At 56.6% G+C, this 24,190-nt stretch carries 20 protein-coding genes and 2 tRNA genes; 20 read left to right on the forward strand and 2 right to left on the reverse strand.

The window, feature by feature from the left end:
• Nucleotides 1-645: 645 nt before the first annotated feature.
• Nucleotides 646-939 (reverse strand): hypothetical protein, encoded by a 294-nt coding sequence (locus tag THTE_RS10605; RefSeq protein ID WP_095415416.1) that lies wholly within the window; start codon nt 937-939, stop codon nt 646-648.
• Between the two features lie 230 nt (nt 940-1,169).
• On the opposite strand from THTE_RS10605, the gene THTE_RS10610 reads away from it, so the two are divergent.
• From THTE_RS10610 to THTE_RS10665, 12 genes are all read left to right on the forward strand, one after another.
• Nucleotides 1,170-2,453, forward strand: a complete 1,284-nt coding sequence (locus tag THTE_RS10610) for an alpha/beta hydrolase family protein (RefSeq protein WP_095415417.1) — start codon at nt 1,170-1,172, stop codon at nt 2,451-2,453.
• Nucleotides 2,450-2,599 carry a hypothetical protein gene (locus THTE_RS17990; RefSeq protein ID WP_157732026.1) on the forward strand — a complete coding sequence of 50 codons (150 nt, stop codon included), beginning with the start codon at nt 2,450-2,452 and terminating at the stop codon, nt 2,597-2,599. Before THTE_RS10610 ends, THTE_RS17990 begins: the two co-directional genes overlap by 4 nt.
• Nucleotides 2,600-4,193: 1,594 nt before the next feature.
• Complete coding sequence (locus THTE_RS10620; RefSeq protein WP_095415419.1) at nt 4,194-5,309, forward strand: hypothetical protein; 1,116 nt, start codon at nt 4,194-4,196, stop codon at nt 5,307-5,309.
• Between the two features lie 124 nt (nt 5,310-5,433).
• The gene (locus THTE_RS10625) at nt 5,434-5,673 is read left to right on the forward strand and encodes a helix-turn-helix domain-containing protein (protein WP_095415420.1); all 240 of its coding nucleotides are present in this window, start codon (nt 5,434-5,436) and stop codon (nt 5,671-5,673) included.
• On the forward strand, nt 5,666-6,028 hold the full coding sequence (locus THTE_RS10630) for a hypothetical protein (protein ID WP_095415421.1): 363 nt from the start codon (nt 5,666-5,668) through the stop codon (nt 6,026-6,028). The genes THTE_RS10625 and THTE_RS10630 overlap by 8 nt, the downstream gene beginning before the upstream one ends.
• A complete protein-coding gene (locus THTE_RS10635) occupies nt 6,021-7,700 on the forward strand; it encodes an AAA family ATPase (protein WP_095415422.1) in 1,680 nt (559 codons plus the stop codon). The genes THTE_RS10630 and THTE_RS10635 overlap by 8 nt, the downstream gene beginning before the upstream one ends.
• A 15-nt stretch (nt 7,701-7,715) precedes the next feature.
• The gene (locus THTE_RS10640) at nt 7,716-8,213 is read left to right on the forward strand and encodes a hypothetical protein (protein ID WP_095415423.1); all 498 of its coding nucleotides are present in this window, start codon (nt 7,716-7,718) and stop codon (nt 8,211-8,213) included.
• 93 nt (nt 8,214-8,306) lie between these two features.
• Nucleotides 8,307-8,570: a hypothetical protein gene (locus tag THTE_RS10645; protein ID WP_095415424.1), complete on the forward strand. Its 264-nt coding sequence runs from the start codon at nt 8,307-8,309 to the stop codon at nt 8,568-8,570.
• Complete coding sequence (locus tag THTE_RS10650; RefSeq protein WP_095415425.1) at nt 8,551-8,940, forward strand: hypothetical protein; 390 nt, start codon at nt 8,551-8,553, stop codon at nt 8,938-8,940. The genes THTE_RS10645 and THTE_RS10650 overlap by 20 nt, the downstream gene beginning before the upstream one ends.
• Before the next feature lie 3 nt (nt 8,941-8,943).
• On the forward strand, nt 8,944-10,770 hold the full coding sequence (locus THTE_RS10655) for a phage major capsid protein (protein ID WP_095415426.1): 1,827 nt from the start codon (nt 8,944-8,946) through the stop codon (nt 10,768-10,770).
• 260 nt (nt 10,771-11,030) lie between these two features.
• Nucleotides 11,031-11,258 carry a hypothetical protein gene (locus tag THTE_RS10660; RefSeq protein WP_095415427.1) on the forward strand — a complete coding sequence of 76 codons (228 nt, stop codon included), beginning with the start codon at nt 11,031-11,033 and terminating at the stop codon, nt 11,256-11,258.
• Complete coding sequence (locus tag THTE_RS10665; protein ID WP_095415428.1) at nt 11,258-12,499, forward strand: tyrosine-type recombinase/integrase; 1,242 nt, start codon at nt 11,258-11,260, stop codon at nt 12,497-12,499. Before THTE_RS10660 ends, THTE_RS10665 begins: the two co-directional genes overlap by 1 nt.
• A 91-nt stretch (nt 12,500-12,590) precedes the next feature.
• Here THTE_RS10665 and THTE_RS10670 read toward each other — a convergent pair.
• Nucleotides 12,591-12,674 (reverse strand) — tRNA-Leu (locus THTE_RS10670).
• 256 nt (nt 12,675-12,930) lie between these two features.
• Between THTE_RS10670 and THTE_RS10675 the strand changes: the two genes are divergently transcribed.
• The 8 genes from THTE_RS10675 to THTE_RS10710 all read left to right on the forward strand — a co-directional run bounded on the left by THTE_RS10675 (nt 12,931) and on the right by THTE_RS10710 (nt 24,035).
• On the forward strand, nt 12,931-14,211 hold the full coding sequence (locus THTE_RS10675; RefSeq protein WP_095415429.1) for a CCA tRNA nucleotidyltransferase: 1,281 nt from the start codon (nt 12,931-12,933) through the stop codon (nt 14,209-14,211).
• Between the two features lie 41 nt (nt 14,212-14,252).
• Nucleotides 14,253-14,453, forward strand: coding sequence for a hypothetical protein (locus THTE_RS10680; protein ID WP_095415430.1), 201 nt, complete (start codon nt 14,253-14,255; stop codon nt 14,451-14,453).
• A gap of 132 nt (nt 14,454-14,585) precedes the next feature.
• Nucleotides 14,586-16,130, forward strand: coding sequence for an oxidoreductase (locus THTE_RS10685; protein WP_095415431.1), 1,545 nt, complete (start codon nt 14,586-14,588; stop codon nt 16,128-16,130).
• Complete coding sequence (locus THTE_RS10690) at nt 16,127-18,607, forward strand: efflux RND transporter permease subunit (RefSeq protein ID WP_095415432.1); 2,481 nt, start codon at nt 16,127-16,129, stop codon at nt 18,605-18,607. The genes THTE_RS10685 and THTE_RS10690 overlap by 4 nt, the downstream gene beginning before the upstream one ends.
• Nucleotides 18,604-19,650 (forward strand): ribonuclease H family protein, encoded by a 1,047-nt coding sequence (locus tag THTE_RS10695; protein ID WP_095415433.1) that lies wholly within the window; start codon nt 18,604-18,606, stop codon nt 19,648-19,650. Before THTE_RS10690 ends, THTE_RS10695 begins: the two co-directional genes overlap by 4 nt.
• Nucleotides 19,651-20,504: 854 nt before the next feature.
• Nucleotides 20,505-20,577: transfer RNA gene (locus THTE_RS10700), tRNA-Glu, on the forward strand.
• Between the two features lie 389 nt (nt 20,578-20,966).
• Nucleotides 20,967-21,761 carry a glycerophosphodiester phosphodiesterase gene (locus THTE_RS10705; RefSeq protein WP_207651695.1) on the forward strand — a complete coding sequence of 265 codons (795 nt, stop codon included), beginning with the start codon at nt 20,967-20,969 and terminating at the stop codon, nt 21,759-21,761.
• An 84-nt stretch (nt 21,762-21,845) separates the two neighbouring features.
• Nucleotides 21,846-24,035 (forward strand): carbohydrate-binding family 6 protein, encoded by a 2,190-nt coding sequence (locus tag THTE_RS10710; protein WP_095415435.1) that lies wholly within the window; start codon nt 21,846-21,848, stop codon nt 24,033-24,035.
• The last annotated feature ends 155 nt before the right edge of the window (nt 24,036-24,190 follow it).

Genomic DNA, 24,190 nt, shown 5'->3' on the forward strand with positions numbered 1-24,190 from the left:
CGCTTATCAACGCGAACAGTTTCGGTCCGTCCTATTTGAGAAGGGGCAATTTTCCCGATATACAAGACTGTGCTCACTGGCCGTCGTCTATTGTAACTCAACAGCGGGGATCATCACACTTCTTTGTGACGGCACGATTCGAGTCTTTCCGTCCTAACGCCGACGTCCCGCCCGGTCTCTATTCAACACGCCGTGGTAGGCCCTGGGGAGATTTTAGACCATCGCTCACCCCGTTGTGTCTTCACGGATGAAGTGGCACAAACCGTGCAAATTCGTTGCTGTACTCAGTTCTTATGAACCCATCGGCTTTTAATTCCATGCTGCAAACCCCGGTCGGTGTGTGTGATCCTTTCAACTCTATTAAAAAGGAATCCGCCGATGTGGAAAGCGACCATCAATCGTTAAATAGACCGAGACGAGTTAATTTCCTGCAATGTGTTACTGTAGATCGCGCCGCCGCTCGGTTGCTGCGGAACGCATGAGATGTAGCAACACGGAAGAACATGTCAAACGGCAAGCCGATCGCAGGTAGAAATACAATATATCCATCATTTACAGTTAAACTTTAAAAATATAAGCATGTGACGCCTGAAGCACGGTAGTAGCCACCTTTCCCAAGGTAATGAACGTGAGCTGTTACGGGTTTCAGGAGAAGCGAGATAAAGTTTTCGTTTGAAGTAAACGACCAATAAACGCTGTCGCGCTTCCTTGCCGAGCCATCACGCATGAGGAATTCGTTTTGTCGTCCAGGATTTGATACCCAAAATCCGGTTCCCCCAGGTAGCGATGGCTCCGATCCCGATTAGTCGCTACGCCTGAGAGTTCCGTGTCGAACTGCCCCACGATCTGGTTACCATCGTAGCCGGACACCCATATCGGCATATTCACCAAGCCGTCGAAACCTGCCGTTGCCCACGTCCGCCGCTGGTCCTTTTTCATCTCGCCACCGTTCCGTCCTGTCCGACTGGCGATATCCTCTCGCTTTGTGTCCTTTAATCAGCAACCACGACCACCGCATAAGTGTATGATGATGTTGAAGAGATCGTGCGGAGGTGCCTGCGAAGGCAATTGCGGGAAATCGGCGGCGACGGCCATCGCTGACTGACCGGGAATGAGGATATCAGGAAGATCACCCGCCAAACCCAGTCCGTAACCGCGGGAGGCACCCCATGAGAAGCGTCGTCATTTCATCAATGACCGTGCTGTGCGTCGCGATGTCCGTTGCTCAACAGGATACCGGTTCCGACTCGGTGGGCCTTGCCAGCTTCGGCGGCTTCCAGGCAGCGATCTCGATAGGCCCCGCCGCTGCCGCGACAGACCCCGAAACGCCCCCGTACTTGGCCGCCGGGCCGTTCCTCGTGGAAAGCCTTCTGGCTGACTGGTACGACCAACAGCGAAACCGAACCATCCCGGTCAAGGTGTATTATCCGACGGAGCATGGCCAACCGGCACCGGGACCGATGCCCGTCATCCTGTTTTCCCACGGCTTAGGCGGGAGTCGCGAGGCTGCCGCCTATCTTGGTCGTCACTGGGCAAGCCACGGGTATGTGTCGATCCATCTCCAACATCCCGGAAGCGACGAGTCCATCTGGCGGGACAAGGGCCAACCGATGGAGGCCCTTCGAAAAGCGGCGCAAAACCCCCGCGCGGCCCTGGAGCGAATAGCCGACGTGCGGTTTGTGCTCGATCGGCTGGAACAACTTCAGAGGGAACCCGGCCCTTTGAACGGTCGATTGGATCTGGAGCGGATCGGCATGTCGGGGCACTCCTTTGGGGCCCATACCACCTTGATCGTGGCCGGTCAGGTTGCCGTGTTGCCCGGAGGACGGGAAATCTCCCAGGCCGATCCGCGTATCAAAGCCGCCGTGGTCCTCAGTCCCCCTGTGCCCCAGCAACCGGGTCAGCGTGAAAAGGCCTTCCGAAAAATCGCCATCCCCTGTTTCTACATGACCGGCACGGAGGACGACAGTCCGATCGGCGAAACCCGCAAGGAGGACCGCCGCGTCCCGTTCGATCTCTCTGCTGATTTGGCAGATCGCTATTTGGTGATCTTTGCCGGGGGTGATCATATGATCTTTTCGGGACGCGAGCGTCCCCTTTTTGGGACGCCGGGAACGACAAGAGGCGGTTTGCTGTCTCTTCGTCGGGCACGGGAGAAAGACGAGGTCTTTCATCGCCTGATCTGTGCCGCCACGACTGCCTTTTGGGACGCTTATCTCCGCGGGGACGAAAAAGCCAGGCAGTGGCTGGCCGAAGGTGGATTCGAGAAAATCCTGGGGAGCGATGGTACCTTCGAGAAAAAGTTGATTGCGCCCCCTGTGTCGCGGGCAAACGCTGTTAACACAAACAGTGACGGCATACTGACGCTTGACGAAGTGAGAGCCTATTTTGGCAGGCGTTTTTCGAGAAGATCGCCCACTGCATCCATACCGCAACCGACGGAGAAACCATGAGAACTGCTTTGGTTCTTCTTGCGCTGATCGGTGGTGAATTGATTGGCGAGGCGGAAAGCGATCCGCCTTATCAGCGATCCGACAAGAATGCCGTCGGCAAGACGATGTCAGAAACACTTGGCGCGGCGGCGGGAGCACTTATGTGAACTGCAAAAATGCTGAATCGAAACCGGCTGACAACATCCGCGGCCAATCCCTCCACTCGGGTTGGCCGCGGGCGGTTCTTTTGCGCGGGCCCGGCGGCAATTCATGACTGTTGGATAGGTATATCTGGTACGACCAATTCATGACGGATAATCGGTCGGGACGATTCATGAATCGCCCCTACCAGTGACCATTGAGAGCTCCAGTTCTGTGTGGAGCAGCCTGTCCGTCCAAGTCCCAACAGACGGACCTGACAAGCAGGTCCCTCCATTGTGTGGATTGGAGGATCGGGTGCCTCCCGAACGGTCACCCTGGTTCCAGCCGGGCCGATGGCACGGTTGTGAAGGCTAAAGCCTTGACCGAAAAGCGGCGATGAATCGCCGCACTCCATGGAGTGCGGGGCTTTAGCCCCGCTTTCAGCGCGGGACTTCAGTCCCCGCTGAAATGGAATTCATGATCGAACGTTGATAAGCGGACCTGACAAGCAGGTCCCTCCGAAGGCGGACGTGAACCGGAGGGGCACGCTTGTCGTGCCCGGTCTGAGCTTGAACCTTATTCTGTGAGTCTTCCTGATTCGCCCAGTTTCGATTTCTTGAGTTACTCCCTCGCTAAAAGAGTTTACAACACAAACGGCTCGGAAAACTCCCATCGCTGCGGATTGGCCGTTGTCTTCGCTTTCCACGTCACACGGTCGAGAAGTGAATTGAATAAGAGTTGCCAGCCAGTCCGGTCAAGCAACCGTGAGCGCCCCGGAGGAAGGTGAGAACCCTCAGTTTGGTCAGCCTGGTTGAGGGGTATGCTATCGATCAGCTCCTGGCCCACTATCTTGCTTGCGGTTATCGGTTGCATCCTCTGCGGCCGGGGCCCAGGATGCCCATCCTAACTGGCCGGCCTGAATGTGTCAGCCGAGACGAAGCCGAGAGACTCAAGGCCACCACCGACCCGGCGGTCAAGGAGTTACTGGCATTGCTCCAAGCTGGCTATCACAGAAGGGGAAGAGCTAGCCGGCTCGAACTGGCGGGGGACATGTTCAAACCGGTGAGTGTCGAGGTGTTTGGTCCCAAGGCCCTCGCTTCGATCAACGGCCCACCGCCTGCTTTGACATCGCGTTGCATCATCGTCCCGATGCTCAGAGATGATGCGGACAGCCTAAAGCCAAAACAGCGAATTCTGTCGGAGCAGGTGCAACCAATCCGGGACAGAAGTGTACTTGTGGACACTACGAGGTACCGTCAAGATAAGCGTCAAAGCGAATGCTCGTACCACCGTGTACACCAATGAATCACCTGGCGGAGAACACCAGGATTTACAGTCTTTCCTGCTTGATGCGCGTGCCAAACCATGCTCAAAAAACAAGCGGAGGAAAAAGATTCGAACCAAATTCCTTAAGTGACGCTATAGAAAATACTTCCGACAAGTCCGGCCACTCTGGTGGCACAAAATCCGGCACACTCTCTTCCGATCGTGGATCATGACGCTACAATAAAAGTGGATCCATAAGGGCGGGCTAGGGAAGCTAGCCCCGAACCCCCGCCGCCACACGGGCTGCCCGCCCCTTTCTCTTTTGTGGTGTCCTTTCACGTGGGAGTGGCGCACGTGTCCGAAGGCTCTGTTCCTAATCACTCGCCCGGGGTGAGGCGTACATGCCAGCCGGAAGTTAGAGAAGCTGTTTACCGTGCCGTCGAAACCTTCGACGCAATCAATCGGGCGATCGCAAAACCATTGACGATTATCAACGAGACTTTTTCACAATTAAATCTCAAGTATAAAGAGGATTTGAACCGCATCCTTGAGGCTCATAACCAGGCTTATAAGCAATGTGAGGATGAGGCTCGTAAGAAGATTGAGGACTATAAGAAACAATGGCAGCAAATTTATGGCTGCCCGCATCCGCGAACCATTGAGGACTGGCAACAGCTAGCCGCTCGCGCTGGCATAAATGGGGAGACGGTCTATCGCGGCGAATGGACACTAAGTGAGGTGGCCCCGATTATCGAGGGTTATTTGCTTCGACTGAAAGATATTAGCGCGCAACTCCAACTGCAAAACTTAGCGTTGGTGGAGTCACAGCGCCGACTGGCTGGTGTGGGGATGGCCCAACCTACAGAAACGGACGCCCTGGCCAAGCCTCCCGGGAAACCGGAACCGGATTTTTGCTTCCATCGGGATGGGGATGGCTGGTTTATCCGCGCGTTTGGCAAAGAAGGGCACTTCAAGAATCGGAAGGGCTTCATTTACCTGGCCGTGTTGATCGAAAGAGCGGGAAAACCTGTCCCGATGGCGGAGTTGGTCGGCAAGGCCGAAGGGCACTCCCCGGATCCGAAGCGAACATTGCTGGCGGAAAGTTGGCAACCGGTCCTGGACAGGGAAGCGAAAAAGAGTTTGAAAGATCATCTTGTCAAATTGACGGCGGACATCAAGCAAGCCGAAGAGCGGGGGGACGTCACACTTGCCGAGATGCTCCGCAAAGAATTTCGCGAAGTGACAAATCATCTCCGCGTCGATACAACGCCCACCGGGAAGTCACGGCAGTTTGCCCGGAGCGTAGACAAGATGCGGTCGCAGATCACCAACGCGCTCTCGCGGGCGTATCAAATTTTGCATGATGGCAATATGCCTGAGCTGGCCGATCACCTAAAGGTGTGCATAAGCTGCCAGGGTGATGCTTTTATCTACCTCTCTTCCCCACCCCTCCCATGGTTTCTGGGTTAGACAGGCGGTAGTTACGCAAAACGTAACTTTGTTACGTCAAACGTAACGCGTTCCTTTGTAGAAGCGGCGGCACAGTGCCAGCCGCGGCATTCCAGAACCAATTTCTACAAAGGAGCGCAGAACCATGCTGGAAAGACTTCTTCTCACCCCCCGGGAAGCCGCTTATCGCCTTGGAATCAGCACCCGGCATTTGTGGAACCTCACCAGCCCACGCGGGCCAATTCCGGTCGTCAAGCTTGGCCGGAAGACCTTTTATCGCCCGCAAGACCTGGAAAACTTCGTGGCCGAAATGGCCCGGCAATCAGCGGAAACCGTTGAAAGCCAGCCGGGTGCACAACACGGAGGCGCGACCGCCGATGGCTGAGCGTCACGTTGCAATTCGCCAAGCATCGCCAAAGCCCCGGGACGGCCAGCGGGTGCCGGTGCTTGTGGTAGCATGGCCCCCGATCCGCGAGAACGGCCCTTGGACTCTGGAGGTGCGGGCACCCCGGGAGGTCGTCACCGCCCGGATTGTCGTTCCGCCCATCGCATTCCTCGATGACCCGCGAGCGGAGTTGCTGGCTGAAGATTTCATCACGCAACAGATTCCCAAGACCATGCACGATCTTCTGCTCCCGGCGGCGGTTGTCGCGTCGGACAATCTCCGCCCGGTTACACCGAGTGAGTTTCTGGATGCCCAGGAGTATGCCACTTTGATACGGAGTCTTGTGAATGCCTGATCACTACCCAGCAACTCTCAAGGCCACAGCAAGCAACGGCGAAATTGTGGTAACACTGAAAGGCGGTCCTCTTCCCAAACCTATCACTCATTCTGTTCCAGTGAAGGATCGAACGGCCTGGCGTGAATTGGCGGACCGATTCCACCGTCAATTTGGGATCGATATGGGCGACACACTCAATGTACTCCTCGAGGCGGTCCACGAGGCAAAAACACAGGGCAGGGATGCCCACCCGGTGGATCCCCCGGTGGAATCCCCGCCCGTGGATACGCCGGCCGATTTCCCGCCTAAAACCAACAACACAGAATCGGAGTTTGATTTTCAACCCGTCATCATCAACCTCGAAGAGGTTGTAGCGACCCCGGTGGAATGGCTCTGGGATAAACGCATTCCGTTAGGCCGGATCACACTCTTAGTTGGCAAGCCAGGCCAAGGCAAGAGTTTTCTGACGTGTGACTTTGCGGCCCGTGTGACCACCGGGACGCCGTGGCCGGACGGTTCACCCTGTCAGAAAGGTTCGGTTCTCATGCTCACACTGGAAGATGACCCGGCGGACACTATCCGCCCGCGACTAGACGCTATGCACGCCGACGTGACGCGAGTGCGAATTCTCAAGGCTGTAAACTACCGCGATATAGACGGTGCCCGGCGTCAACGAGGGCTGACGCTGGCTGATTTACCCGTGATTGAAAAGGCCCTGGAATCACTCCCCGATTGCCGACTTCTGGTGATTGACCCCATCGGGGATTTTCTTGGCAGGCAAGTGGATTCCCACCGTGACAACGAAGTCCGGGAAGTGCTCACTCCGCTGGCTGAGCTGGCCCGGCGGCGCAAGGTGGCCGTCCTGGTGGTCATGCACCGCCGGAAATCTACAGGTGAGGGTGGGGCTGATGAAACGGCCATGGGTTCGCGAGGTTTCACTGGAATTGCCCGAAGTGTTTGGCATGTGTCCAGGGATGCCAACGACAAAAAGCGGCGGCTATTCCTACCCGGGAAACAGAATCTCGCGGAGGAGCTGCCCGGCTTAGCTTTTCGGATTGTCGGTGACTCTCCGTGGACGCGTGTGGAATGGGAACGCGAACCCGTGAACATGAGCGCCGATGAGGGCCTCGAAGCGGAGCGGCAGGCGTCACGCCCCGGCCCCGAGGCCGACGCCCTGGAAGAGGCGAAGGCATTCCTGCTAACGGCATTGAGTGCCGGCCCGCGGTTGGCCAAAGACGTTAGGCAAGAATGGGCCGAGGCTCATTGCGGGAGCGACAAGACTCTTTACCGTGCCAAAAATGCGATCGGTGTTGTGTCTTACCGCCCAGAAAATCCTGGACCATGGTGGTGGCGTCTGCCCGACAGGGCAGATGGTCAAGCAGATAGTCAAAATCCCCTAACACAAAAAACTTGGCCATCTGGTCCATCTGTGGTCAAAAACGGGCTTTTTGAGCGCTCTAGAGGGGCAGATGGTCAAGATGTCCAAGTTATAGGAGAACTTGACCATGTGCTCAATGACCTCAAACCTAAACCCAGCGAGAACCCAACACCTACACCCCCCGAAAGTGGCGGGACGGATTCTGGGCAATCTGGACGGCCTCAACGTCCCGTGGTGGACATTGGTGAACTGAATCGCCGACTGGCGGAAGCGGCCGAAGCCGGCGGCGATGCTTGGGTGGACTTCGCATGAGCGGAGGCAATAGACGTGAAGCACCCGAACACCCTGGACATTAGCAATCACCCCGAAACCAGGCCGGAAAGCCCCCCATACTTCCTTCACTGGCTGAATCGTCCTGGTGTTAAGGTGGTATGGGAAAACGGCAAGCTCCGGCTTGGTGTGAAGCCCGGGGCGTTGTCGGCTGACGAAGCGGCGATCTTGCTCGCGCACAAAGAGGAAGTCGGCGGCTGGCTGTTACTCCACAAACTCTGGGAAGCGGGATATTCACTCCGGCTGCAACCGAGCGAATACGGCCCGGGATACGTTCTGATTCCGACTGGAAAGCCGTCGCAGCCCGTGGACTTCCCGGCCCTCTTTGAACTCTACGACACTTTCCACGACTCCGCGGTTGCCCTGCTACTGGACGCCTGCCGGTTGCTCAAGATCGATCCCATGGATTGGCCGAAGGCTGCCGAAAGATTCGTGAGGGAAGCGGCACTCCGCCGGGAAGAGTGCCCCCGACCGAAAAGGCCGGCGCGAGGCTGAAAAAGGACCCCATGGATACCCCTATTTTGCATCGGGAAGCTAGGTTCCCGCACAAAAAAACGCCCCTGGAAAAACAGCATCAGGAGCCCTCTCATGTCCCATCCGATCATCCCCATCGTTTTGGCCCGCTACGCCTGGCGGGTATGCCCACAATGTGGTGCCGAAGTGATCGTCAGAACCAGCAAGCAAGTGGGCCTGTATCGCATCCGCTATCTGAAGTGTCGGAGTTGCGGATGGGGGAAGAAAAACACTGTACCCGTACAATGCGACTCCCCCAACAGCCCGCAAAACAGTGCAGAGGCCCACTACAATGACGGTGAGAGCAAGGAGAAAGCCAATGCAGTACCTGAGCAATGAAGAATACGAAGCCATCGCCACCCTAGCATTAAAACGCTATGGGTTGACGCAAAGCCAGATTCAAACCTTGTTGGCTGCCCGCTGGCCGATGTTGGGAACAGGTCTTATCAGTGAGGCTGAGGGGCGTGGATTGATCATCACCCGCCAGGACATTGAGGATTGGTTGCGTGAGATCACGGGAGGGAAGTGGAGCGACGGGGAGCCAGTGACGCCCGAAAACACCTTTTTCTCCCTCCCTCTGGCCGAGTGCTTTTTTGAATGGTGCGTGAAAACAAAGCGGGCAAAGCCCACGCTCGTGAACCACCTCTTAGAACAAAACCCCCAATACAAAAACCGGATTTTGCAACTAGCCAACGCAAAATCAAACTGAGAAATGACGACCGCAACAAGAACCCTCCAACTAAAAGCCGCCCCGTTAATTGTTGAGGCCGAAAAGGAAAAGAAGCCAGTTAAGGTACGCATCACGGCCTACACCGGGGGCATCATGACTGTGCCGGGGTGGGGACCGGTCATCATCGATCTGCAGGGCCTTGATTTACCGCAGCGGGTTACTCTGCTCTTGGATCACGAAGGCCGTACCGAAGCCACCATTGGTTGGGGAATACCTAAAACCGACGGAAAAACCTTAGTGATTGACGGTACGGTAACAGAAGCCACGGACGCCGGCAAACTCGTCATTGCTCTACTGAAAGATGACGTCCCCTTGCAGGCCAGTGTGGGTGTTGAAACGAACCAATACCGGCCGTTGAAGCCTGGGGATACCATCACGGTCAACGGGCAAACAATCACTGTCGAATCAGACACTTTTCTTATCGAGGGTGGAATCCTCCGGGAAGTTTCAGTTGTCCCGCTGGGAGCGGACAAACAGACGATGGTCACGTTAGCAGCAGGAGTGAGGAATATGACACACCAACCAGCTCCCCCTGAGAACTCGTCACCTGGTGAGACGATCGAGGCGAAATATATCCTGGACTTACTCTCTGTGTGCGGAGATGACATGAGCACATTCAGGCAAGCCATCGAAAACCGGTTGCCACTTGAGACCGCGAAAGCTCTCGCTGAGACCCGCCGCCGCCCGGTGATTCCTCCAGTACTCAATGCTGAGGTCAAGGACACACCCGCTTCCATCCTTGCCGCCGCCGCCTTGAAACTGCTTGGTAAAGAGTCATTGGCGGAAAAGGAACTTGGTGCGGAGACTCTATCGGCGGCTGCCAGCTACAAGCCGCGAACCGCTCTTGATCTTTGCGGCATGGCTTGTCAAATGAGTTTGGGCTATGCCCCCCGGGGAACCAACGAGATTATTCGGGCGGCTTTCTCCACGACAGACTTGCCCGTTGCCCTGGGTGTGGCGGCCAACAAAATCGCCCTCGATGCCTACCAGCAAGCCCCCGCGACATGGAAATCCTTTGCCCGGATTGTGTCGGCCAAGGATTTCAAGGAACATACTGGTATCCGCTTGACCGGTGACTTCAAACTTGAAGAGCTGGCCGCCCACGGCGAAATTAGGCACGCCAATGTGGGAGAGGAAACCATCACTTACAAGGTGACCACCTACGCCAAAATGCTCATGCTGGACCGCCAACACATCATCAATGATGACATCGCGATCCTGGACCAAATCCCCACGATCTTCGGACGTGCCGCTGCGCGGAAGGTGGCCGATCTGGTTTACACGGTGCTTCTCAGTAATCCGGGCGGTTTTTTCTCCGCTGCCCACAGCAACCTGATTACTGGTGCGGAATCTGGGCTGAGTGTCGCCAGCCTTGCCGAAGCCATCGCGGCCCTACGCAAACAAACGGACGCCGACGGCTTGCCGCTGGACCTGGTGCCCCGTGTTCTTCTCGTCCCACCCGAACTGGAGGCGACCGCCCGGCAAGTGCTCAACAGTGTCGAACTCTACCGCTCGGGCGGAGACCAGCTCCCTGCTGGTAATCCCTTCGCTGGCCTGAACATCGCGTTAGAGGTCGAGCCACGGCTGAGTAATACGTACTTCCCTGGTAACAGCACCGCTGCCTGGTATCTGCTCTGCGGCCCTGCGGATGGTAGCTTCCTTGTGGCCTTCTTGAATGGCCAACAGGGGCCAACCATCGAACCAGTGGACCCCGGAGCGGATAAGCTTGGCACCGGCTGGCGATGCTACATCGATATAGGAGCGGCTGCCGCGGACTGGCGGTGTGCCGTGAAAGCATCCGGTGCCTGACAGGTCATAATCAGATCAGCTCCTTCTGGTTGGCCCGCCTGAGCAAAACACTCGGGCGGGTTTTTTTGTACACCACCCAGCCGCTCTCACGGGTCCTTCCCAACGGTTTCGACCTGTCGAGGGCCGCGGGAACCCTCGGGCCTATCGGTAGACTTTGTTTCCGCGCTGAAAATGTGACGAGTATCCGGACTCTACCACCCTTCCCAGACTGTATCATTACTGTTACAATACTCAGGAAGCAGATTGGAGACTGAAAACCTATGGCCAAGACCTGGAAGTCAATCCACAAAGCCCTTCGCGACTGCATTCTTTCCTGCGGCAAAAGCTACAGCCAGATTGCTCGGGAAACGGGGATATCTCGCCCAGCCTTGTACAGGCTACTTGCCGGCGGAGGCTTGTCATTAAAGCACACCGAAACCCTCATGCGATACTTTCGGTTGGTGATTGTTTCTGAAGCGTTTGACGAGTTAAAGCAGGAGCGGGGGTGATGGCTACGTTAACCAAGGATAGAAAGGGGTGGCGAATCCGCTGGTACACCCGGGAAGGGGAACGAAAGAGCCTCCGCTTCGGAAGGTGTAGCGAGCGCGTGGCCAACCAACTTTTCGCGGTAACCTCCCGGCTTATCGATGCTACGGAGTGGGGCCTTCCCCCTGACCCTAAAGTGAAAGCCTGGTTGGAAAACCTACACCCTGAGTTTGTCTCCAAACTCCAGAAAGCAGGTTTACTGGAATCCGTCCGTCAAGTGACTCTCGGCCAAGCCGTTACGGAGTTTTTGGAGAGATCGCAACATTATGCCGCGTGGACTCTCTCTAACATTCACCAGGCTTTCAGATACCTGATAACCTTCTTTGGCGAAGACAGGCCATTGGGGTCGGTTACGGTTGCAGATGTTGAGGACTATAAGCGGTGGTTACTTTACGAGGCACAAACCAGGCGGGCGCGACGGGGCCTCTCCGAAGCCACAGCGGCTAAGCATCTTTCATGGGCGGGCACTCTCTACCGCGACTTTATCAAACGGAAAGTTGTCACGCACAACCCGTTTGATGGCGTCCAAAAGGGTTCCCAAGTCAATCGCGACCGTCGGGTCTATGTACCCGCTGCAATCATTGAAACGCTCATCGAGCGGGCCCCAAGTTTGGAGTGGAAACTGTTACTGGCAATGGCACGGTACATGGGGGTGCGAGTGCCCAGTGAGCCGTTCAGCATGACTTGGGATTGTGTCGATTGGGAGCGTTTATTGATCCGTGTACCATCACCCAAAACTGCGAAACAAGGGAAACCGTTCCGAATGGTGCCTATCTTTCCACCGGTTCGCCACCACCTGGAGGCTCTTTGGGAACAGGCGGAGGGGAAGACCTACATCTTCGAAGAGCTTCGTAAACGGGACTCCATGAAGAACGCGGATCAGGGAAAATGGAAGGCGATTAACCTTCGGGAACGACTCAGGCGGATGCTTATCAAGGCCGGCATCGCCCCGTGGCCCAAACTTTGGCAGAATCTCCGATCAAGCGCTGAAATGGACCTCTTGGCCAGATTTCCGCCCGCCGCGGTTTACGAGTGGATTGGACACACAGCCGATGTGGCCCGGGGTCATTACTTCCAAATCAGACAAGCGGATATCGAAAAAGCCATCAGTGAGGAATGGGCACCCCCAGATCGAGCGGTGGACCTAAAAGTTGCCCCGCAATCGCATACAAGGATGTACAAAGGGATACAAAACGCGAACTAGCCCCTTAGGCACACTTTAGCGTAAATTGTTTCTGTACATCACGTTACATCAATTTGCTTTCCTATGCCTAGCCCCCGTAAATACCCTAAGATGCCCTGGAGAGGATTCGAACCTCCAAGGGGTTTCCCCCACATGGTCCTGAGCCATGCGCGTCTGCCAGTTCCGCCACCAGGGCATTGGATAGACCAGCCAAATTATATTCCTGGCCTCCGACACCTCATACCCCTAGCCGCATTGCCAGGAAAGCCAAGAGCCTACCCGAAAACCAAAAGCCGACGGCTGATTCCGCCAACTCAGAGGTTTTCGGATCGGTCCTGAGTGCCAGGCCGTTGGGCTGGGTTTCCTAAGCACTGTCACTTATCATTTTAATATTTGCCGGGCAAGTCGGGAAGCCTGGCCTTCTGCTCCATATATCAGCCATCAAGAGCCGCATGTCATCTGAGCTCGATCCGAAAAAACAGCGCGAATTTGCCGTGTGGGTGGTGAAGCAGCTCCGTAAGGCAGGATTCATTGCCTACTGGGCGGGTGGCTGTGTTCGTGACCAACTTCTCGGACGTACTCCCAAAGATTACGACGTTGCCACCAATGCCCTGCCCGAGCAGGTACGGGAGATTTTCGGGCACCGGCGGACTTTTGCCGTCGGAGCGGCCTTTGGAGTCATCACGGTCAACGGACCGAAAGGCGCCGGTCAAATCGAGGTGGCCACCTTTCGATCTGATCTAGGCTACAGTGATGGTCGGCATCCGGACCGGGTGGTCTTTTCATCCCCCCGCGAGGACGCCCTGCGAAGAGATTTCACGATCAACGGACTGTTTTACGACCCCATTGAGGAGCGCGTCATCGACTATGTGGGGGGTGTCGAGGACATCCGACAGCGAATCATTCGAGCCATCGGCGACCCCTACCAGCGGTTTGCGGAGGATAAGCTCCGGATGCTCCGTGCGGTGCGCTTCGTGGCAGAACTCCAATTTACCCTTGACCCCCACACAGCGGCCGCCATTCGCGATCTTGTCCACCAGATCCGCGAGGTGAGTCAGGAGCGAATTCTCATGGAGTTGGAGCGGCTTTTTGTGGCCCCCGGGCGTGTGGAGGGACTTCGCCTATTTCGCGAACTGGGGTTTCTGGATGTTCTTCTTCCAGAGTTAAAGCCTGATACGCAGGAGAGGGAACCGGTCTGGGCGCTCAACCTTCGCATTCTGGGGGCGTTACCAGATCCGGACTTCCCCGTCGCGTTCGCGGCGGTGGCCAGGAAGTTGGTCCAGCCGGGCGAACTGTCTCCCATCTGCAAGAGGCTGCGCATGTCGAACCAGGTCACGGACAAGATCGTGTGGCTGGTCGAACACGAGGGGGACCTGGACCGTGCTCATCTCAGGCCGTGGTCGGAGGTGCAACCCCTTCTCATCTCCCCCTGGATCCACGATCTTCTCAAGCTGGCGGAAACACGCGCCATTCAGGAAGGCCAAAATGATCTTGCCGGCTTTGAGTGGTGTCGGGAACGGCTCCGGTGGCCGCCGGAAAAGCTCAATCCCCCCTTTCTTCTCAAAGGGGACGACCTCCACGCCTTGGGATTGCCGCCGGGACCGATCTATCGGGAGATCCTTCAGGAAGTGCGCCGTGCCCAGTTGGACGGGGTGCTCCAATCCCGCGAGGCAGCCCTCGAATGGGTCCAGCGAAAGTTAAAATCAATGAATGGCGTGGGAGAACGGAAGTAACTTCGTTGCAGCCCAACGCGACGAGAGAGGCGAGGTTTACAATGGGCAAGTCGGACAAAAACCTTAGCAAGCGGGATTCCCGAAAACTGGAAGCCCTCCGCAAGCGCTTGCGAGAACTGCAACAGCGACTGGCGGGAGCCAAGAAGCAGCCGGACGACCCTCGGGAAATTGAGACGCTGACGAAGGAGATTGTGGCAGTGGAGGCTGAGATCGCTCGACTCACCGGACAGCACGGCGGATGAACCAATGGGAGCGCCACGCCTGCGGGGCGTCGCCCGGTTAATCAGGTGACAGCCGGACATGGCTAAGTTCCTCCTGGAACGATCATGGATCCAACCTCGGGTTAAAGACAGCAACGGGAAGGTCTGATAGACATGCAACCAAAGACTGGTGAGTTCGTGAAAATAGCGGCCTTGAAATCGCCGCAAGAGCTTCGCGACCGGATAGCGGCTCTGGGGTACAAATTGCCTGTGGACGATCAGCCGTTGTCCGCCGCGGAAGGCTCCCCGCTAGCCGAGCCATTTGAGGTGGCAGGCTTCAGAATCGGAAATCGCTGGTGCATCCACCCCATGGAGGGTTGGGATGGAACCGCGGACGGCCAGCCCAGCCAGCACACCATTCGGCGATGGGAACACTTCGGCGCTTCGGGGGCGAAGCTCATTTGGGGAGGAGAGGCGTTCGCTGTCCGACGCGATGGCCGGGCCAATCCCAATCAGCTTTATTATCGGCCAGAAAACAAGGAAGCGATGCGGCATCTCCTCGCCCGGCTTCGCGAGGTGCATCGCGAATGTTTTGGCGAGCGCGCGACGGATGACCTTTTCGTAGGCCTTCAATTGACCCATTCGGGGCGGTTCTGCCGGCCCAATCGAAAGGACCGCGCGGAACCGCGGATCGTGTACCATCATCCCGTGCTGGACGAAAAGTTTGGGATTGATCCCCGGGATGACTCCGTGATTTTAAGGGACGAAGAAATTCCCCAACTCGTCGATGCTTATGTCGAGGCGGCCCGGATGGCGCGCGACGTGGGCTTTCAATTCGTTGATATCAAGGCGTGCCATGGATATTTGGGGCATGAATTTCTTTCGGCGTTCGAGCGTCCCGGGCCATACGGGGGCGATTTACCCGGGCGCTCGCGATTTCTCCGCGAGGTGATTCGCGCTGTTCGATCGGAATGTCCTGAACTCGTCATCGGGGTGCGACTCTCGGTTTTTGATTTTCCCCCGTTTCGCCCTGACCCCAGCCGGGCGGAACCTGGGAAATTGGGGCCCGGCATTCCCCACGAATACCCCGTCCCCTATCCGGGATTCGGTTGCAATCGCTGGAATCCGCTGGAGATTGACCTCAGCGAGCCAATCCGATTGCTGAAAGAACTCCACGAGGCTTGTGGAGTCGCGATGGTCAATCTGACAGCCGGTTCGCCTTACTATAACCCTCATATTCAACGTCCCGCCCTGTATCCGCCATCGGATGGATACCAACCCCCGGAAGACCCGCTTCTGGGGTGTTTGCGGCAGATTGCGGTGGTCAGGCAGATCAAGCAAGCTTTACCCCGGCTGCCTGTGGTGGGTACTGCCTACACGTATTTTCAGGAATATCTGCCCCACGTCGCCCAGGCGGTTGTACGAGAAGGCTGGACGGATTTTGTGGGAATCGGGCGACTGGTACTGGCCTACTGGGAATTGCCGGGGGACGTTCTCGCTGGAAAGAACCTCCAGACCAAACGCCTGTGCCGAACCTTCAGCGACTGCACCACGGCACCGCGGAACGGCCTGATCAGCGGCTGTTACCCACTTGATCCCTACTACCGCGCACTGCCTGAAAATGAAATCCTTCGCGAGATTAAAAGCGGGCTCCGCGGGCCACGACGCCAACCTGAAACCCCATCACAAAGTGTGACCCCTTCACCAGGAGGGCCATGAAAACGCGCTTTCACATTACACGGGGGCTCCGCCGGTTTGGGTGCTGTTCCTTCCTGGATCTTATCGCGCTGTGGATTCGGTTTCGCGGGCTGTTTTTCGCTCTCGGCGTGATTCTGGTTGCGGTGGCGGTGCCTCTGTCGGCCCGGTTGTCTGTGGACCGATCTCTCATCCGCATGCTTGCGGCAAACGATCCGGAACGTCAAACGTGGTCTGAATTTGAGCGTGTCTTTGGGACGCAAGATTTCGTCTTAATCGCTTATCGAGATCCCACACTTCTCGCCCCAAACGGAGAGGGCATTGCACGATTGGCCGGGGTGGCTCAACGGTTTCGTGCTGTCTCCGGAGTCAAAGACGTTTGGAGCTTAGACCAGCTCCTGGGGCCGGCGATTGTCACCCGATCTTCCCTTGCGGAATCCGTGCGTCGGCTGTTCGAGAACTACACCCACAACACCCAGGGCGATCTGGCGGCTCTCATCGTGCTTCTTGATTCGGCTTCGGATGACAGGCAGATTGACCACCGGACGGTGATCGACCAACTCAGCGCGGTCACATCGACTCTACCCCAAGGTGTGATTGTGGGACCACCCGTCGTAGTCGAAACTGGATTCCGGATGGTCGAGCGCGATGGTTCCCGGATCACGTGGACGGCGGGAGTACTTCTGGCCGGTGTCATCCTCATCTGTTCGGGAGAACTCCGCTGGGTCTTGATAGCGCCCATTCTTATTGCTACCAGCGTGACAGGGGCCAAGGCCACATTTGGGCTGTTGGGAGGTTCGGGGAGTCTCATCGATTCCACGCTGGTAGCGGTGATTACAGTGATCACCGTGGCCACCCTCATGCATCTGGTTGTTCGGGTGGAAGACGCCAGGCGAAGGGGTGATTCAGCGGAGGCCGCAATCCGGGAGAGTACCCGACGCCTCATTCTTCCGGTCGCCCTGGCCCTGGTGACTGACGCGATTGGTTTCGCGGCTTTAACAGTCTCCGGAATTACACCGGTGCGAAGCTTTGCCCTTGTGGCCATGCTGGCAGTGGGCTGGCTCCTGATCGCGATGATCTGCTTTTTCCCGGCCACGTTCATGGCGGCGGAAGCGATCACGATTCGAATACAACGAGAAACACGCGGTTACTCTTCATCCTTCTCTTCTTTTCGTGCTGAGGCACTGAGACGCTTCGTCATTGACGCGGGACCGTTGCGATTGTTTCTGCGTCGGATACTGACAACCGCGTTGCGACACCGGTGGCTGGTCCTCGCTGGGGCGTCAGCTCTCATGATGGTAGGTACGTGGGGCTGGCTTCATGCGAAGTTCGAGACCGACTTCACCCGCAGCTTTCGCGAAGGCAGTGAGATTGTGCGGGCTTACGAGTTGCTCGATCGTGAGCTTGGGGGAGCTGGAGTCTGGGATATTGCGTTACCTGCGCCGAAGCGTTTGACGCCAGAGTACCTGACGGCTGTAGAGAATCTTCAAAATCGGTTGCGAAACGAGGTCAGAATCGAAAGTGAAGGCCGGTACGTTCCGGGATTGGCGAAAGTCCTCAGTTTGGCGGATGTCCGGACCGCGCTCCGCTTCTTGCCGCTTTCGCCTTCCTTTTCGTCAAAATGGACAGACGACTGGGCTCTGCAATTTGTTCAGATGCGAATGCCGGGATTGTACAAATCACTGTACACCGCCGATCCGCGAGAACCGGACCGCTGGTGGTTTCGCGTCTTACTGCGGTCGCGGGAGCGAGAGACAGGCGAGTCGCGAGTCGCCCTCGTGCGGCAGGTGCGTCGAATCGTGGAAGAAGAGTGGCCGCGGATATTGAAGTCGTGGCCAGATGGGCAGCACTTTTCAGCGGGATCGCACCATGCAGCTCAAGAGTCATCTACCGATGATCCAGCACGCTTAGCAATCAAGCCGCTCGTCACCGGTTACTATGTTATCTTCGGAGAACTTGTCAGAGGTCTTGTGGTCCACCAGGGCCCGAGTTTTATCATGGCTGTAGCGGGAATGGCCCTGTTATTCATGGTGGCTTTCCGAAATCTCTCCTGGGTTTTTGGCGCCCTTTTAGCTAACCTTTTGCCGATCGTTGTTTTGATGGGAGCACTCGGCTGGATGGGAGCTCGGATCAACATGGGCTCGGCGATGATGGCCGCCGTATCGCTGGGGTTGAGCGTCGATGCGTCCATTCACTATCTCACGGCTTTCCAGCGAGCCATCAAGGCCGGACGGACTGTCATGCGAGCTTTGAGAGAGGCACAGAACACGGTGGGACCGGCCACGGTGTTTGCGACGCTCGCCCTGGTTGTCGGTTTTTTGAGCCTGACTCGCAGCGAGTTTCTCCCTACTGCGGACTTTGGCATCCTTGTAAGCTGGACAATGGTGGGCGGGCTTATGAGCAATCTGGTCGTCCTGCCGTGCTTGCTCTCGTTGACCGGAAGGCACAAGGTTCCAGCTCGCCAGGAGCGTTGGTTTTCCGGCAATGACCCCACAAAGTGAAAGATGCGGTTGTGACGATCGGTGCGATGGGTTGGGTTCATCACATAGCGACGGATGAAGCGGGTTACGGTCCCACGCTGGGGCCCTTGGTGATCACGGCAACTTTGTGGTCTGCCCCACGCGAGCACCCACCAGGGATCTGGTATTCGCTGCTGGCCCCGGAGATAACGGTGGCACCACTCAAAAAGACGAGGGCTTCGAATCAGAGGTGCGAAACTCACTGTACGAAGACCAGCATGGACCGCGTCATTCCGTTATGGATTGCCGATTCCAAAAAGGTGTACACTGGAAATTCTGGGTGGCACAACCTGGAGAAGGCAGCGCTCGCTATTCTCGGCCAAGTGTACCAGTTTCCCTGCGATTGGAAAAACCTTGTTCGCCAGCTTGACCCCTCGGCTCGCCCATGGCTTCAGACTGTCCCGTGGTTGGCTGCGTTCGACCGCAACCTCCCTTTGACCTGTAAGTCGGCTGAAATCGATGCCGCCACCCAATGTCTTTCGGAGACTCTCGCCAGGAATGATTTTCGGTTGGAACAGGTTCGCGTCCACTTTTTACCCGCGATTCGCTTCAATCAATTGTTAGAGCGGTTTGGAAAAAAAAGCGACATGCTTTCCCGCTTGACCCTGGAATTGGCACGTCAGGTCACGCCCGAGGTCGGACAGGCCCATGTTTGGGCTGACAAACACGGTGGCCGGGATCGCTACGCCCAGCATCTGGAAGATGTTTTTCCCGGAGATTTCATCCGCGTTGTGCAGGAATCCCGCGAGATCAGCGAGTACGAAGTCCAGGCATCGCAGCGCAATATACGCTTCTGCTTCCAGACAAAAGCTGAATCATATTTCATCGTGGCAGCCTCCTCGATCGTTTCGAAATACCTGCGCGAAGTGGCGATGTGCGCATTCAACGAGTATTGGAGGCAATTGAAACCCGACCTGCGTCCGACGGCGGGTTATCCCGAGGATGCGCGACGGTTCCTCAGGGAGATTGCAACCCTCATGGAGGAGATCGGAATTCCCGCCACCACAGTACGACGGCTCAAATAAGTTCGTGGCTCAATGACACACTCACCCGGCGACAATGTTTCAAAGGTTTTTCAGGACTTTGACAAAGGCCAACAGAGCCAGGCGAGGTCACTCCCAAGAGTGAGAACGGGGTTAAACGTAGCTGGTTGGAGCATCGCCACCTTTCACCTGCGGCTGAAAAGCGGCCTGAAGCTGGGTAGGTCTCGTCGGGCACGATAAGCGTGCCGCTCCGTTTTCTCGGAGGGACGTGATCGTCACGTCCATATTCGCCCGCCCATATTCGGAGGGACCTGCTTGTCAGGTTTGCCATTCGAGGCTGGATCATCTATTCCCTTTCTCCGGGCACGACAAGCGTGCCCCTCCGATCTTTCGGGGGGACCTGCTTGTCAGGTCCGCCTCTCAGGGTTGGAGGCTTCCATTTCGCGTTAGTTGGCACCACAAGCGAGCCCCTCCGTGTTCCGCGGACGCCGGAGATGTCGCCCCTCCATAGGTTGAACAGGGGCTCGGTCACCGACGGTGTCACGTCAATTTTGCTCCGAAGGCGTCCCTCCATGCGTTGAATGGGCGGGCCCGGTCGCACCCGGGCCACGCCACTTGGAGGGGCCATTCACGAATTGCCCGTGCGACATTTTGCGATTGGGGGCGTGTGATGGGCTTTCGCGCCACCGGGGATGGTTGAGGCCTGCGGCATATCGAGGTGTTCGCAAAAACTGGAGATGGGTCAGTTCCGCATATTATTGACAAAGCGGCCAGGCTCGCATCGTGTTGGATGAGGCCTGTGCGGGTCAGTTTCGGATACTATTGACAAGGCCGGGGAAAGGCTTAAGATAACACAAGAAGAAGTCGAAAAAACGCTTAAGATAAATCCACAAAGTGCCCCCTTCGTCTAGTGGCCCAGGACGTCGGATTCTCAGTCCGAAAACACGGGTTCGACTCCCGTAGGGGGTATTGTTTATTTTGCCAACACTTGTCCCTTCAAAACCTCCAGGGAAGCCTCTCAAGTTTCTGACGGGGCCCCGGCCGTCCGCCAGTTGACCTGGCGATGGCCGCGCGGCGATTCGGTCCGGTATCTCGCAGGGCGATAGTTGTTGTCTTCTTCCACCTGGTCCCTCGTTTTCACGCCAGGCTTGTGAGACTATAACTATGCTTCGCTAAGCGGTGTTGCGACGGGAACGCACCCTCACCACCTGCGGTGGTGACAGGGTGGGGTGTTTTCCGAGGCTGCCGCCGTTTGCTCCCTCTGCGAAGAAATAGGAGAACCGATGCCCCAGACACCTTCAGTATTGAGCTGCGTCTTTGCGACTGTCTTGACTCTCACTGGGAGCCTGTTTGTCTCCGTGACTGCGGCGCAAGAAATTGTCGCCCATCGCGGCGCCTCGCACGATGCCCCAGAAAATACACTGGCGGCATTCCGATTGGCCTGGGACCAAGGAGCTGATGCCATTGAAGGCGATTTCCGTCTCACGGCTGATGGCCAGGTCGTGTGCCTGCACGATGCTGATACCAAGCGGGTAACCGGGGGCGAGGTGGATTGGAAAGTCTCCGAGGTCACGTTGGAGAAGCTGCGGACGCTCGATGTCGGCAAATGGAAAGGAGAGTCTTTTGCCGGCGAGCGGATTCCAACGCTGGCAGAGGTGCTGGCGATTATTCCTCCGGGCAAAAAGCTTTTTTTGGAGATCAAAGGCGGCCCCGAGTTGGTAGAACCGATCCGCCGGGTCCTCGTTTCGTCCGGAATTTCTCTCCAGCAAATCGTCATCATTGCGTTTGACCAGAATACTGTCATGGAAGTTCGCAGATTACTGCCCGAGGTCAAGGTTCACTGGCTGGTGTCGTACAAACAGGACAAGGAAACAGGCTGCTGGACTCCCACCGCGGACGAAGTATTTCAAACTCTGTCGCGAATCAGGGCCCACGGAGTGGATACAGAAGCCAACCCGGAAGTTGTCAATCGGTCTTTTGTGGAACGGCTTCGCCGTGAGGGCTACGAATTCCACGTTTGGACCGTCGATGAGGGCGATCGCGCCCGACTGTTTCGCGACCTGGGCGTGGACTCGATCACGACCAACCGACCGGCCTTTATCCGCCAGGAATTGCAAAAGCCGGGAAGTGAGGAAATAACCATGAGGCAGTGAGAACAACAGGTGTTCGGCACGTAAGAGAAAGCCGCGGCTCCAGCAGGTTGTCAAATGGTCTGTCAAAAGAGGGAGGCCGGACCTATGCTGCGAACGGTCGTGTCCACGGCTGTGCTGGCGTCTTTTCTGGTTTGGGGGTGCTTTGGTCATCCGATTTGGGCGGATGAACCGGGAAGTATCGAGTTCCGCGGCGACATTCGGACCCCTCAAGTCGCATTCGCGATCGACGAAATCCTGCAATCGGTGTTTGTGACAGGAACGCCGCAGCCCCGGCTGGTCGTTGAATTTCGCGTTGACAAGAAGGCACTTCCGCCCCAAGGCTATCGGATCGAACGAATGGAAAGCCCGGCTGGTTTCCGGATCACCGGAGGAGACCCCACGGGGGCCATGTACGGCGGTCTGGACATCGCTGAGGCAATTCGCATCCACGCGCTGAACGAACTGCCTGAAGGTGAGCATCGACCGTACATCGAACGCCGCGGCATCAAATTCAACATCCCCCTCGATGTCCGAACACCGAGCTATTCCGATAACGGAGACAGTTTTCAGGCCAACATTCCGGAAGTCTGGAGCACCGCTTTCTGGCATGAATTCCTCGACGAAATGGCCCGACATCGATACAACGTGCTCACGCTTTGGAATTTGCACCCGTTTCCATCGATCGTCCGCGTTCCGGAGTTTCCTGATGTGGCGCTGAACGACGTTTGGCGAACTCGTGTTCGATTGGATGACTCATTTTCACATTCGGGGAGCGACATGGTTCGTCCCGAGATGCTGCGGGACGTGGAGATTGTCCGACGAATGACGATCGATGAAAAAATCGCCTTCTGGCGTCACGTGATGCAGTATGCCCACGACCGCGGTATCGAAGTCTACTGGTTCACCTGGAATATCTTCGTGTGGGGCACGGATGGCAAATACGGAATCACTGCCGACCGTGATAATCCGGTGACCATCCAGTACTTCCGGGCGAGTGTGCGTGAATTGGTCCGAACCTATCCTCTTCTGGCAGGTATAGGGATTACCGCCGGGGAAAACATGGGTCGCGGGGACAAGCGTCTCACTGTAGAACAATGGCTCTGGCAAACCTACGGCGAAGGGGTCCGCGACGCCCTCGCCGATCAGCCGGGTCGATCCTTTCGGCTAATTCACCGCTTCCACATGACGGATTTGAACGAAATTCTCAAGGAATTTCACAACGCTTTGGATATTCTGGAGTTTAGTTATAAATATTCTGTTGCCCATATGTATTCCATTCCCAATCCACCGTTTATTAAACCGGTCCTGGAACGGATGCCCGCTGGAATGAAGACCTGGCTAACGGTCCGTAATGATGACATCTACAGCTTTCGCTGGGGTGACCCCGATTATGCCCGCGAATATATCCTCAATATGCCCGGTCCTGATCGCCTGGCGGGATTCTACATGGGCCCTGACGGATACTGCTGGGGTCGCGAAGCCATCGATGTCGATGGTGAAGTGCCCCGACAATTGGTCATGAAGAAACAGTGGTACAGTTTTCTCCTCTGGGGACGCCTGAGCTACGATCCCGCACTTTCGAACGAGCACTTCCGCAAAATTCTGGCGGCGCGGTTTCCTGATGTGCCATCCGAAAAGCTCTTCACAGCCTGGGCAGCGGCTTCCAGGGTCTTTCCGCTGATCACTCGGTTCTTCTGGGGAGATATTGACCTGAGATGGTTTCCAGAAGCGTGCATGCGGTATCCCGCCCCACGAGGGTTTTACACTGTAAAAGACTTTATTCTGGGGCAGACGATGCCCGGCAGCGGTGTTTTAAACATTCAGGAATGGCTCAATAAAAAGGAGCGCACCAACGAAAATGCCATCGGGCCTTTAGAGATTGCCAGCGACCTAGACAACAATGCTCAGAAAACGTTGACGTTGCTGGCCGATTTGAAATCCCGTCAGGTCACCGGCCGGGAACTCCAGCGGACGCTCGGCGATCTTGAAGCCATGGCCTATCTGGGAAAATACTATGCCGAAAAAATTCGCGGCGCGGTAAACCTGGCAGAATTTGACCGCGAGGGCCAACCCGATCAAAAGCAGGCCGCCGTGGAACACCTCCAGAAGGCACTCGAAAACTGGCAAAATTATGCGCGGATTGCCCTCAGCTGGTTTAAACCGCAACTTCTCAATCGCATTGGGTATGTGGACCTCCGCGAAATAACAGCCTACGTTGAGAAAGACATCGAAATCGCCCGGCAATGGCAACCTGGTAGCCTCAAAGACGAACTCGCCCCGGCACCCAAAAAGTAAGATCAGCCGTGTCGGCTAGGGGATAACGTGCAACCAATAACCTGCGGGCCATCCGGTGGCCGTTGATGGCACCTTCAGCTTGATTTCCCCTCCATGCCGAATCATCAGCTGCCATAGCAGAAAAGCGACCCGCGGCTTTCTTTTTGCCCCTGACT

It is taken from the genome of Thermogutta terrifontis, assembly GCF_002277955.1.
GTDB lineage: Bacteria > Planctomycetota > Planctomycetia > Pirellulales > Thermoguttaceae > Thermogutta > Thermogutta terrifontis.

Coding starts and splice junctions, on each gene's coding strand:
- THTE_RS10605 (WP_095415416.1), bottom strand. CDS start 939: ATGAAAAAGGACCAGCGGCGGACGTGGGCAACGGCAGGTTTCGACGGC.
- THTE_RS10610 (WP_095415417.1), top strand. CDS start 1,170: ATGAGAAGCGTCGTCATTTCATCAATGACCGTGCTGTGCGTCGCGATG.
- THTE_RS17990 (WP_157732026.1), top strand. CDS start 2,450: ATGAGAACTGCTTTGGTTCTTCTTGCGCTGATCGGTGGTGAATTGATT.
- THTE_RS10625 (WP_095415420.1), top strand. CDS start 5,434: ATGCTGGAAAGACTTCTTCTCACCCCCCGGGAAGCCGCTTATCGCCTT.
- THTE_RS10630 (WP_095415421.1), top strand. CDS start 5,666: ATGGCTGAGCGTCACGTTGCAATTCGCCAAGCATCGCCAAAGCCCCGG.
- THTE_RS10635 (WP_095415422.1), top strand. CDS start 6,021: ATGCCTGATCACTACCCAGCAACTCTCAAGGCCACAGCAAGCAACGGC.
- THTE_RS10645 (WP_095415424.1), top strand. CDS start 8,307: ATGTCCCATCCGATCATCCCCATCGTTTTGGCCCGCTACGCCTGGCGG.
- THTE_RS10650 (WP_095415425.1), top strand. CDS start 8,551: ATGCAGTACCTGAGCAATGAAGAATACGAAGCCATCGCCACCCTAGCA.
- THTE_RS10655 (WP_095415426.1), top strand. CDS start 8,944: ATGACGACCGCAACAAGAACCCTCCAACTAAAAGCCGCCCCGTTAATT.
- THTE_RS10660 (WP_095415427.1), top strand. CDS start 11,031: ATGGCCAAGACCTGGAAGTCAATCCACAAAGCCCTTCGCGACTGCATT.
- THTE_RS10665 (WP_095415428.1), top strand. CDS start 11,258: ATGGCTACGTTAACCAAGGATAGAAAGGGGTGGCGAATCCGCTGGTAC.
- THTE_RS10675 (WP_095415429.1), top strand. CDS start 12,931: ATGTCATCTGAGCTCGATCCGAAAAAACAGCGCGAATTTGCCGTGTGG.
- THTE_RS10680 (WP_095415430.1), top strand. CDS start 14,253: ATGGGCAAGTCGGACAAAAACCTTAGCAAGCGGGATTCCCGAAAACTG.
- THTE_RS10685 (WP_095415431.1), top strand. CDS start 14,586: ATGCAACCAAAGACTGGTGAGTTCGTGAAAATAGCGGCCTTGAAATCG.
- THTE_RS10690 (WP_095415432.1), top strand. CDS start 16,127: ATGAAAACGCGCTTTCACATTACACGGGGGCTCCGCCGGTTTGGGTGC.
- THTE_RS10710 (WP_095415435.1), top strand. CDS start 21,846: ATGCTGCGAACGGTCGTGTCCACGGCTGTGCTGGCGTCTTTTCTGGTT.